The organism is Streptomyces sp. NPDC088817, from assembly GCF_044750345.1.
Taxonomy (GTDB): domain Bacteria; phylum Actinomycetota; class Actinomycetes; order Streptomycetales; family Streptomycetaceae; genus Streptomyces.
Genome location: NZ_JBIVJN010000001.1, coordinates 239,822 through 250,535 on the forward strand (window position 1 = coordinate 239,822; position 10,714 = coordinate 250,535).

Consider the following 10,714-nt stretch of genomic DNA (forward strand, 5'->3'; position numbering starts at 1 on the left):
ACCAGTCGCGCGGGGCGCTGTTCCACTGGCGCCCCGCGCGCACTCGCATCCGGCCACATTCGACAAACATCCGAAGTCTCGGAGGACATGCGGTGAACGAACTGCCGCAGCAGCTGGTCAACGGCCTGCTACTGGGATCCATGTACGGGCTGGTCGCCATCGGCTACACGATGGTCTATGGCATCGTCCAGCTCATCAACTTCGCCCATGGCGAGATCTTCATGACCGGCGCCTTCGGCGGACTCTCGGTCTATCTGTGGGTACTTCCGAACGGCACGTCCATGTGGATCGCGCTGCCGCTCATGCTCCTCGGCGCCGTCATCGTCGCCGTCCTCGTCGCCATCGGGGCGGAACGGTTCGCCTACCGTCCCCTGCGCGGCGGCCCACGCCTGGCGCCCCTGATCACCGCCATCGGTCTCTCCCTCGCCCTGCAGCAGGCGGTGTGGGCCGGGTTCCCGGGCGCCAAGGACGCCCTCACCTTCCCGCAGATCGCCGGAGGCCCCTTCGAGATCGGCAGTGTCACCATCCAGACCGGCGACATCTTCCTCGTCGTCGCCGCGCCGCTCAGCATGGCCTTCCTCGGCTACTTCGTCATGAAGACCCGCACCGGACGCGGCATGCAGGCCACCGCCCAGGACCCCGACACCGCCAGGCTCATGGGCGTCAACACCGACCGCATCATCGTGATCGCCTTCGCCCTCGGTGCCGCCTTCGCCGCCGTCGGCGGTGTCGCCTACGGCCTCAAGTACGGCCAGATCGAATTCCGCATGGGCTTCCTCCTCGGCCTCAAGGCCTTCACCGCGGCCGTCCTCGGCGGCATCGGCAACATCTACGGCGCCATGATCGGCGGCCTCGTCCTCGGCGTCGCCGAAACCCTCGCCACCGCCTACGTCGCCGACATCCCCGGCATGCACCAGTTCGGCAGCAACACCTGGGCCGACGTCTGGGCGTTCGTACTTCTCATCCTCGTGCTCCTCTTCCGGCCCCAGGGCCTGCTCGGCGAGCGCGTCGCGGACAGGGCGTGACACCGATGACCACACAGACCACGGCACCCCAGACCCCCAGCACCCCCGCCGCCGACAGCGCCCGCACCGGCCTCGTCCCGATACCGGAGCACATCGGCCGCGCCCTCGCCACCGGCGCGAGTGTCCTCACCCTCGCCGCCACCTTCCTCGCCTGGACCTGGACCGCCGAGTTCCCCGGCGACCTCACGGTCTACGGCTACCCCGGCGGCCTGCAGGTCCTCGTCCTCGTCGGCGCCGCCCTCACCACCCTGTTCGCGCTCTCCTCCTACGGCGTCAAGGGCCTGCGCTGGCTCACCCCCTCAGGCGCCGACGCGGCCATCAAGTTCGCCGCGCTGGCCACCTGCGGCACCGCGCTGTACACGGTCATCGCCATCAGCGTCGAACTCGGCGGCGTCGTCAACCTCGAACCCGGCGCCTACATCGCCGCCGTGGGCAGCCTCGCCGCCCTCACCGGCGCCCTGGCCCTGCCCTTCGAGCGCCCCGAACCGGATCCGATCGACCCCGACGACAGCGGCTGGGAGCACTTCAAGCACGAGGTGGCCCACGGCCGGGACATCGTCAAGGCGGCCTTCGCGTCCGGTACCCCCCGCCCCCTGGCCACGCTGCCGTCCTACGCCGAGATCCTGATCATCGTCGCGATCCTCGGACTGGGCCTGACCATCTTCACCTACGGGATCGGCACCGAATACGACGAACTGTTCATCGGCTTCCTCATCGTCGCCGGTTTCGGTTTCGCCGCCCTCAACAAGTCGGGCCTCATCGCCCGCGCCTCCCAGATCAGCAGCCGGCACCAGAACATCGCCATCTGCGGTGCCTTCCTGGCAGCGGCCGCCTTCCCCTTCACCCAGACCGACGACCAGTACGCCACCCTCGGCGTCTACATCCTGATCTTCGCCACCGTCGCACTCGGCCTGAACATCGTCGTCGGCCTCGCCGGCCTCCTCGACCTCGGATACGTCGCCTTCCTCGGCGTCGGCGCCTACGCCGCCTCCCTGGTCTCCGGCTCCCCCAGCTCCCCCTTCCACGTGCACTTCCCGTTCTGGGCCGCCCTTCTCGTCGGCGCCGCCGCCTCCCTGGTCTTCGGCGTCCTCATCGGCGCACCCACCCTGCGGCTGCGCGGCGACTACCTCGCCATCGTCACCCTCGGCTTCGGTGAGATCTTCCGCATCACCGCCAACAACCTCGACGGCACCTCGGGACCCAACCTCACCAACGGCTCCAACGGCGTCTCCGCCGTCCCCAACCTGAACATCTTCGGCTTCGACTTCGGCACCGAGCACGACATGGCCGGATTCACCATCGGACGCTTCGCCAACTACTTCCTCCTGATGCTGCTGATCACCGCCGTCGTCGTGCTCGTCTTCCGGCGCAGCGGCGACTCCCGCATCGGGCGCGCCTGGGTCGCCATCCGCGAGGACGAGACCGCCGCCCAGGCCATGGGCATCAACGGCTTCCGGGTCAAGCTGATCGCCTTCGCCGTCGGCGCCTGCCTGGCCGGCCTCGCCGGCACCGTACAGGCCCATGTCACCTACACCGTGACCCCCGAGCAGTACCTCTTCGCCAGCTCCACCCCGCCGAACTCCGCCTTCCTGCTCGCCGCGGTCGTCCTCGGCGGCATGGGCACCATCGCCGGACCGCTCATCGGCGCCTCACTGCTCTTCCTGATCCCGAACAAGCTCCAGTTCCTCGGCAACTCCCAGCTCCTCGTCTTCGGACTCGCGCTGGTCCTGCTCATGCGCTTCCGGCCGGAGGGCCTGATCGCCAACCGTCGCCGCCAGCTCGAATTCCACGACAAGGCCGACGCGCCCACAGTCCTCAGCAAGACGGGGGCCTGACCCACCATGACCACCGACACCACCACCAAGGACACGCCGGTGACCACCACCCCCGGCAACCCCGTCCTCGACGCACGCGGCGTCACCATGCGCTTCGGCGGCCTGACCGCCGTACGCGGAGTCGACCTCACCGTCAACAGCGGCGAGATCGTAGGACTCATCGGCCCCAACGGCGCCGGCAAGACCACCTTCTTCAACTGCCTCACCGGCCTCTACACCCCCACCGAGGGCGAGGTCCGCTACAAGGGCAACGTCCTGCCGCCCAAGTCCTTCAAAGTCACCGCCGCCGGCATCGCCCGCACCTTCCAGAACATCCGCCTGTTCGCCAACATGACGGTCCTGGAGAACGTGCTCGTCGGCCGGCACACCCGCACCAAGGAAGGACTCTGGTCCGCCCTGCTGCGTGGCCCCGGATTCCACCGCGCCGAAGCCGCCTCCCGCGCACGGGCCATGGAACTCCTGGAGTTCGTGGGCCTCGCCCACAAGGCCGAGCACCTCTCCCGCAACCTGCCCTACGGCGAGCAGCGCAAGCTGGAGATCGCCCGCGCCCTGGCCAGCGAGCCGGGCCTGCTCCTCCTGGACGAGCCCACCGCCGGCATGAACCCCCAGGAGACCCGGGCCACCGAGGAACTCGTCTTCGCCATCCGGGACATGGGCATCGCCGTACTCGTCATCGAGCACGACATGCGGTTCATCATGAACCTCTGCGACCGCGTCGCCGTGCTCGTCCAGGGCGAGAAGCTCATCGAGGGCGACAGCGCCACCGTCCAGGGCGACGAGCGTGTCATCGCCGCCTACCTCGGCGAACCCTTCGAAGGCGCGCCCGGCGCCGAGGAGGTCGCCGAGGTCGAGAACGCCGAGGCACAGGCCGAGACACAGGCTCAGGAGCAGGCCGAGACGGCCGGGACGCAGGCTCAGGAGCAGGCCGAGGCAGCCGAGACACAGGCAGAGGCGCAGGCCGAGGACGACGACACCCCGCAGGACGCCGCGCCCGGCAAGGAGAACGACCGATGACCGCACTGCTCGAAGTCGAGGACCTCCGCGTCGCCTACGGCAAGATCGAGGCCGTCAAGGGCATCTCCTTCACGGTCGAGGCCGGTCAGGTCGTCACCCTCATCGGCACCAACGGCGCCGGCAAGACCACCACGCTGCGCACCCTGTCCGGGCTGCTCAAGCCGGTCGGCGGGCAGATCAGGTTCAACGGCAAGTCGCTGAAGAAGGTCCCCGCCCACCAGATCGTCTCCCTGGGACTCGCCCACTCCCCCGAGGGGCGGCACATCTTCCCGCGGATGACGATCGAGGACAATCTCCGGCTCGGCGCCTTCCTGCGCAAGGACAGGGAAGGCATCGAAAAGGACATTCAGCACGCCTACGACCTCTTCCCCATCCTCGGCGAACGCAGAAAGCAGGCCGCGGGCACCCTCTCCGGCGGCGAACAGCAAATGCTCGCCATGGGCCGGGCGCTGATGTCCCAGCCGAAACTGCTCATGCTCGACGAGCCCTCCATGGGCCTTTCGCCGATCATGATGCAGAAGATCATGGCGACCATCGCCGAACTGAAATCCCAGGGCACGACGATTCTGCTGGTCGAGCAGAACGCCCAGGCGGCGCTTTCCCTCGCCGACCAGGGGCACGTCATGGAGGTCGGCAACATCGTGCTGTCCGGCACCGGCCAGGACCTGCTGCACGACGAGTCGGTCCGCAAGGCGTACCTGGGCGAGGACTGACCCCGCCGAGTGACCGCCGAGACGAGAACGGGCTCGCGTCCCTGCACGGGACGCGAGCCCATTCCCTTTCCGCCGTACTGTCCGGCTCAGTCCTTGTCGGGCCTGGCGCCCTTCGCGGCCTTCTTCTCCTCGCTGTCCTGGATGACCGCCTCCGCGACCTGCTGCATCGACATGCGGCGGTCCATCGAGGTCTTCTGGATCCAGCGGAACGCGGCCGGCTCGGTCAGCCCGTACTCCGTCTGAAGGATCGACTTGGCACGGTCGACCAGCTTGCGGGTCTCCAGCCGCTGGGAGAGGTCCGCGACCTCCTTCTCCAGCTCCTTCAGCTCGGTGAACCGCGAGACGGCCATCTCGATCGCCGGCACGACGTCGCTCTTGCTGAACGGCTTGACGAGATACGCCATCGCCCCGGCGTCCCGGGCCCGCTCCACCAGGTCGCGCTGCGAGAACGCGGTGAGCATGAGCACGGGTGCGATGCGCTCCTCGGCGATCCGCTCCGCGGCCGAGATGCCGTCGAGCTTGGGCATCTTCACATCGAGGATCACCAGGTCCGGGCGGTGCTCGCGGGCCAGCTCCACGGCCCGCTCCCCGTCGCCGGCCTCGCCGACGACCTGGTAGCCCTCCTCCTCGAGCATCTCTTTGAGATCGAGCCGGATCAGCGCCTCGTCCTCGGCGATGACGACCCGGGTCGTCAGCGGAGGCACGTGCGACTTGTCGTCGTCGGACACGTCTACGGGCTGGGGCGACTCGGCGGTCACGGGGGCGCTCCTTGGTCCGGGGCGGGGCAGGTACTGCTGCGTAAGCAGCCTACCTAGAGGCGCGGGGCTGAGCTCACCCGGTACACTCACCGCAGTGCCTTGCCGGGTTGGTGGAACGGTATACACGGAGGTCTCAAACACCTCTGCCTGTGAGGGCTTGCGGGTTCGAATCCCGCACCCGGCACTCCTGAAGCGGAGGATCGCGTTCGCGTGATCCTCCGTTTTTTGCCGCGTGTCGCCTTTGCTGGTCACACACCGTGCTCCTATGCACTCCCACGGCACACATGTGCGACAAAAGGCCCTGGCGCTCCTGAGGAGCGGCGCGAGGAACGCCGACGTGGCCCGTCGGCTGAACGTGCCGCTCGGCACAGTCGGCTACTGGAAGCACCTGGACCGGGCCCAACGAGACGAGTGTCCGGGCAGGCACGACCCCGAGTGCCCGCGCTGCGACGGGCGCCGTCTGGATCACGCGGCATACAGCTACCTGCTCGGCCTCTATCTCGGCGATGGCCACATCAGTCACTACTCCGGGCACCGCGTACCCAACCTGATGATCACGTGCACCGAGACATGGGGCGGGCTCATGGACGACTGCGAGCGGGCCATGCGTGCGGTCTTCCCCGACAACTCCGTATGCCGCGTCCGCAGGACGGGATGCCGCAACGTGAAGGTGTACTCCAAGCACCTGCACTGCATGTTCCCCCAGCACGGCCCCGGCAAGAAGCATGAGCGCCGGATCGCTCTGGAGCCCTGGCAGCAGGAGATCGTCGATGTGCACCCCTGGGAGTTCATCCGGGGGCTCATCCACTCCGACGGCTGCCGTGTCACCAACTGGACGACCCGCCTCGTCGGCGGCGAGCGCAAGCGCTACGAGTATCCGCGATACATCTTCTCCAACAAGTCGGACGACATCCGGATGCTCTTCACCGGCACACTCGACAAGGTGGGCGTCGAGTGGACGACGCTGGCTCGCGGCGGCGATCCGTTCAATGTCTCCGTCGCCCGCAAAGCCTCCGTGGCCCTCATGGACGCGCACGTCGGGCCCAAGTACTGAGCCGGTGCTACCGGGGGCTGTCGTCCTCTCCGATGTGGTGGACCCTGACCAGGTTCGTCGAGCCCGGTACTCCCGGGGGTGAGCCTGCCGTGATCACCACTACGTCGCCCTTCTCGCAGCGGCCGTACCGCAGGAGCAGTTCGTCGACCTGGTCGACCATGGCGTCGGTCGAGTCGACGCGTGGGCCGAGGAACGTCTCGACGCCCCAGGTGGCGCTGAGTTGGGAGCGGGTGGCCGGTTCCGGGGTGAAGGCCAGCAGCGGGATGGGTGAGCGGTAGCGGGAGAGCCGGCGGGCGGTGTCGCCCGACTGGGTGAAGGCGACCAGGAACTTCGCGCCGAGGAAGTCGCCGATCTCCGCCGCCGCACGGGCCACGGCGCCGCCCTGGGTGCGGGGCTTGTTGTGGTCGGTCAGCGGCGGCAGGCCGTTGGCCAGGAGGTCCTCCTCGGCCGCCGCGACGATGCGGGCCATCGTCCGCACCGCCGCCACCGGGTGCTTGCCCACACTGGTCTCGCCCGAGAGCATCACCGCGTCCGTGCCGTCGAGCACCGCGTTGGCCACGTCCGAGGCCTCGGCGCGGGTCGGGCGGGAGTGGCCGATCATCGAGTCGAGCATCTGCGTGGCGACGATCACCGGCTTGGCGTTCCGCCGGGCCAGTTTGATCGCGCGCTTCTGGACGATCGGAACCTGCTCCAGCGGCATCTCCACGCCCAGGTCGCCGCGGGCGACCATGATGCCGTCGAAGGCGGCCACGATGTCGTCGACGGCCTCCACCGCCTGCGGCTTCTCGATCTTGGCGATGACGGGGAGGCGGCGGCCCTCGTCGTCCATGACGCGGTGGACGTCGAGGATGTCCCGTCCGCCGCGGACGAAGGACAGTGCGACGACGTCGAAGCCCGTGCGCAGCGCCCAGCGCAGGTCGTCCTCGTCCTTCTTGGACAGGGCGGGGACCGAGACGGCGACGCCGGGCAGGTTGAGTCCCTTGTGGTCGGAGATCACGCCGCCCTCGATCACCCGGGTGCGGACGCGGGGGCCGTCGACGGCGGTGACCTCCAGGCACACCTTGCCGTCGTCGACGAGGACGCGCTCGCCTGGGGTGACGTCCTCGGCGAGGCCCGCGTGGGTGGTGCCGCAGATGTCGCCGTCGCCCTCGACGCCCTCCTCGACGGTGATGGTGAAGGTGTCGCCGCGTTCGAGGAGTACGGGTCCTTCGCGGAAGCGGCCGAGCCGGATCTTCGGGCCCTGAAGGTCGGCGAGGATTCCGACGCTGCGTCCCGTCTCGTCGGCGGCTCTGCGTACGTGCCGGTAGCGCGCCTCGTGCTCGGCGTGGTCGCCGTGGCTGAGGTTGAAGCGGGCGACGTCCATTCCGGCGTCGACCAGTGCCTTGATCTGGTCGTACGTGTCGGTGGCGGGCCCCAGAGTACAGACGATCTTTGCTCGGCGCATGATGTGAGCCTAGGCCTTACCAGTGGGTAGACGATTGGTGCGACGTGACTACTCAACAACCTTTGGATGAAGGAGTATTGACAACTGTTGAACTGTGCGGGGCGGCGATCCGGCAAGCGTTCGTCCCGTTCGCGGACCGGAAGACGCAACGGTCCGGATGACGCGACGGACGTCACGTCATCACAGTCTGGGTGGTGCCATGGTGAAGCGCGCGTCGACGTGGGCGTGGACGTGCTGCCGCTCGGGTTCGAGGTCCAGGGGCGCGGCCTCGTCCTCGGGGGCGGCGCCCGCGTAGGCCTGCCTCGATCGCATTCGCCCGGGAGCCGGTGCCCAGGGCTGGGCGATCTCCGCGCCGGTGTCGGCGAGTTCGACGAGGGCGGTGAGTGTGGTGCCGAGTGCCTCGGCGTACTCCCTGGCCCGCTGGACGGCGTCCTGTACGGCCTGCCGGCGTGCCTCCCGGTGGGCCGGTGAGCCGGGGCGCAGTGCCCACCAGGGGCCGTCCACCCGGGTGAGTTCGGAGTCGGCCAGTCGGGTGGTGAGTTCTCCGAGGGCGGTGAAGTCGCGGAGTGCGGCGGTGAGGCGGACGGCGCCGTGGTAGGTGCGGACGCGCTCGCCGCGGCCGTGCCGGGCCGGTTCGGGGGTGAGGGTGAGGGCGCCGGTCTCCAGGTTCTCCACCGCCTCGCCGTAGGACTTGACGAGGTCGAGGACGTGGGCGTTGCGCCGGGTGAGGTCGTCCAGGGTGGAACGGCGGCCCTTGCCGCGGGCGGTGACGGTGATGTCGATCCGGGCGATCTCGGGGTCGACTTCGAGGTGTGCCTCGCCGCGGACGGCTATCCGGGGCGCGTCGGGGGTGCCGTGGGGGACGGCGGGGCCGCTTTCCGGCGCGGGGGCTGAGGTCATACGCCCCACTCTGTCACCGGTGGCCGGTTTCCCGCGTCTGCCGGTCATCAGATCGCAACCTTCCGGGGGTGTTGCGGTTCGCCGCGGACCGCCAGAATCTACGCGCGTCATCGACTTGTTTCACGAGGAGAACCAGACATGCCGTTGAACCGCCGGAAGTTCCTGACGAAGTCCGCCGCCACCGGGGCGGGGGTGGCGCTGACCGGCGCCGTGGCGGCTCCGGCGGCGGAGGCCGCGCCCGCCGCTTCCGCCGCGGCGGGCCAGAAGCCCGAGAAGCCGGGCAAGCGCTACTCCCTGACCGTCATGGGCACGACCGACCTGCACGGGCACGTGTTCAACTGGGACTACTTCAAGGACGGCGAGTACAGCGACGCGGCGGGCAACGTCCAGGGCCTGGCCCGGGTCTCGGCGCTGGTGGACCAGGTCCGCAAGGAGAAGGGCCGTGACCGCACGCTGCTCCTGGACGCCGGTGACACGATTCAGGGCACCCCGCTGACGTACTACTACGCGAAGGTGGACCCGATCACCGCCAAGCGCGGTCCGGTGCACCCGATGGCCAAGGCGATGAACGCCATCGGGTACGACGCGGTGGCGCTCGGCAACCACGAGTTCAACTACGGCATCGAGACGCTGCGCAAGTTCGAGGAGCAGTGCGACTTCCCGCTGCTCGGCGCGAACGCGGTGGACCACAAGACGCAGAAGCCGGCCTTCCCGCCGTACTTCATCAAGAAGTTCCACTCGCCGGGTGCCGCTCCGGTGACGGTAGCCGTGCTGGGTCTGACCAACCCGGGCATCGCGATCTGGGACAAGGCTTACGTCCAGGGCAAGTTGGACTTCCCGGGTCTTGAGGAGCAGGCCGCGAAGTGGGTGCCCAAGCTGCGTTCGATGGGCGCGGACGTGGTCATCGTCTCGGCGCACTCGGGCACGTCCGGCACCTCGTCGTACGGCGACCAGCTCCCGTACGTGGAGGACGCCGCCGCGAACGTGGCCCGGCAGGTGCCCGGTATCGACGCCATCCTGGTGGGCCACGCGCACAAGGAGATCGCCGAGCTGAAGGTCACCAACGCCAAGACCGGCAAGACGGTCGTGCTGTCGGAGCCCCTGTGCTACGCCGAGCGGCTCTCCCTGTTCGACATCGAGCTGGTGTTCGTCAAGGGCAAGTGGGAGGTGGAGTCGGTCTCCGCCTCGCTGCGCAACACCAACACCGTCGCCGACGACCCGAAGATCACCAAGCTGCTCAAGGACGAGCACGCGAAGGTCGTGAAGTACGTCAACCAGGTGGTCGGCCGGGCGACGCAGACCCTCACCACGGTCGACGCCCGTTACAAGGACGCCCCGATCATCGACCTGATCAACAAGGTGCAGGAGGACGTGGTGAAGGCCGCGCTGGCGGGCACGCAGTACGCCGCGCTGCCGGTCGTCTCGCAGGCCTCCCCCTTCTCGCGCACCTCCGAGATCCCGGCCGGCAACGTGACGATCCGGGACCTGTCGAGCCTGTACGTGTACGACAACACGCTGGTCGCCAAGCTGATGACGGGTGGCCAGCTGCGGGCGTACCTGGAGTACTCGGCGGAGTACTTCGTGCAGACCGCCGCCGGCGCACCGGTCGACGTGGACAAGCTGACGAACGCGGGTGGCCGCCCGGACTACAACTACGACTACGTGTCGGGCCTTCAGTACGACATCGACGTCGCCCAGCCGGCCGGTTCGCGGATCAAGAACCTGACGTTCGGCGGTGCGCCGCTGGACGACGCGCAGGAGTTCGTGATGGCGGTGAACAACTACCGGGCCAACGGTGGTGGCGCCTTCCCGTACGTGGCCTCGGCCAAGGAGCTGTGGGCGGAGTCGACCGAGATCCGCACGCGGATCGCGGAGTGGGTCACGGCCAAGGGCGAGCTGGACCCGAAGGACTTCGCGTCGCTGGACTGGAAGCTGACGCGTAACGGCACGCCGGTGTTCTGATCGGTTTCC

Annotated in this window: 9 protein-coding genes and 1 tRNA gene; 7 read left to right on the forward strand and 3 right to left on the reverse strand. The window is 68.6% G+C overall.

The window, feature by feature from the left end; all coding sequences use genetic code 11:
• Positions 1-92 precede the first annotated feature (92 nt).
• From ACIP4X_RS01135 to ACIP4X_RS01150, 4 genes are read left to right on the forward strand one after another with little or no spacing between them, the layout of a single operon-like run.
• Entirely contained in the window at positions 93-1,025 is a 933-nt protein-coding gene (locus ACIP4X_RS01135) for a branched-chain amino acid ABC transporter permease (RefSeq protein WP_358731322.1), read from the forward strand.
• Positions 1,026-1,030: 5 nt separating this feature from the next.
• The gene (locus ACIP4X_RS01140; protein WP_391453592.1) at positions 1,031-2,860 is read left to right on the forward strand and encodes a branched-chain amino acid ABC transporter permease; all 1,830 of its coding nucleotides are present in this window, start codon (positions 1,031-1,033) and stop codon (positions 2,858-2,860) included.
• 6 nt (positions 2,861-2,866) lie between these two features.
• On the forward strand, positions 2,867-3,874 hold the full coding sequence (locus tag ACIP4X_RS01145; RefSeq protein ID WP_358731318.1) for an ABC transporter ATP-binding protein: 1,008 nt from the start codon (positions 2,867-2,869) through the stop codon (positions 3,872-3,874).
• Positions 3,871-4,587: an ABC transporter ATP-binding protein gene (locus ACIP4X_RS01150; protein ID WP_358731316.1), complete on the forward strand. Its 717-nt coding sequence runs from the start codon at positions 3,871-3,873 to the stop codon at positions 4,585-4,587. Before ACIP4X_RS01145 ends, ACIP4X_RS01150 begins: the two co-directional genes overlap by 4 nt.
• 86 nt (positions 4,588-4,673) lie before the next feature.
• Here the strand turns inward: ACIP4X_RS01150 and ACIP4X_RS01155 are convergent, their stop codons facing one another.
• Positions 4,674-5,345, reverse strand: coding sequence for a response regulator (locus ACIP4X_RS01155; RefSeq protein ID WP_358731314.1), 672 nt, complete (start codon positions 5,343-5,345; stop codon positions 4,674-4,676).
• A 101-nt stretch (positions 5,346-5,446) separates the two neighbouring features.
• On the opposite strand from ACIP4X_RS01155, the gene ACIP4X_RS01160 reads away from it, so the two are divergent.
• Both ACIP4X_RS01160 and ACIP4X_RS01165 read left to right on the forward strand, forming a co-directional pair.
• Positions 5,447-5,529, forward strand: a tRNA-Leu gene (locus ACIP4X_RS01160).
• Positions 5,530-5,610: 81 nt separating this feature from the next.
• Positions 5,611-6,399, forward strand: coding sequence for a helix-turn-helix domain-containing protein (locus ACIP4X_RS01165; protein WP_358731312.1), 789 nt, complete (start codon positions 5,611-5,613; stop codon positions 6,397-6,399).
• 7 nt (positions 6,400-6,406) lie between these two features.
• Here the strand turns inward: ACIP4X_RS01165 and pyk are convergent, their stop codons facing one another.
• Together pyk and ACIP4X_RS01175 are read right to left on the reverse strand one after the other, a co-directional pair.
• Positions 6,407-7,843: a pyruvate kinase gene (gene pyk, locus ACIP4X_RS01170; protein ID WP_358731311.1), complete on the reverse strand. Its 1,437-nt coding sequence runs from the start codon at positions 7,841-7,843 to the stop codon at positions 6,407-6,409.
• Between the two features lie 180 nt (positions 7,844-8,023).
• Positions 8,024-8,743 carry an SIMPL domain-containing protein gene (locus ACIP4X_RS01175; protein WP_358731309.1) on the reverse strand — a complete coding sequence of 240 codons (720 nt, stop codon included), beginning with the start codon at positions 8,741-8,743 and terminating at the stop codon, positions 8,024-8,026.
• 138 nt (positions 8,744-8,881) lie between these two features.
• On the opposite strand from ACIP4X_RS01175, the gene ACIP4X_RS01180 reads away from it, so the two are divergent.
• Complete coding sequence (locus ACIP4X_RS01180; RefSeq protein ID WP_358731308.1) at positions 8,882-10,705, forward strand: 5'-nucleotidase C-terminal domain-containing protein; 1,824 nt, start codon at positions 8,882-8,884, stop codon at positions 10,703-10,705.
• The last annotated feature ends 9 nt before the right edge of the window (positions 10,706-10,714 follow it).

Excerpts from the sequence above, each read along its gene's own strand:
- ACIP4X_RS01180 (WP_358731308.1), top strand. The coding sequence starts at position 8,882 with ATGCCGTTGAACCGCCGGAAGTTCCTGACGAAGTCCGCCGCCACCGGG.
- ACIP4X_RS01165 (WP_358731312.1), top strand. The coding sequence starts at position 5,611 with ATGCACTCCCACGGCACACATGTGCGACAAAAGGCCCTGGCGCTCCTG.
- ACIP4X_RS01175 (WP_358731309.1), bottom strand. The coding sequence starts at position 8,743 with ATGACCTCAGCCCCCGCGCCGGAAAGCGGCCCCGCCGTCCCCCACGGC.
- pyk (WP_358731311.1), bottom strand. The coding sequence starts at position 7,843 with ATGCGCCGAGCAAAGATCGTCTGTACTCTGGGGCCCGCCACCGACACG.
- ACIP4X_RS01140 (WP_391453592.1), top strand. The coding sequence starts at position 1,031 with ATGACCACACAGACCACGGCACCCCAGACCCCCAGCACCCCCGCCGCC.
- ACIP4X_RS01145 (WP_358731318.1), top strand. The coding sequence starts at position 2,867 with ATGACCACCGACACCACCACCAAGGACACGCCGGTGACCACCACCCCC.
- ACIP4X_RS01150 (WP_358731316.1), top strand. The coding sequence starts at position 3,871 with ATGACCGCACTGCTCGAAGTCGAGGACCTCCGCGTCGCCTACGGCAAG.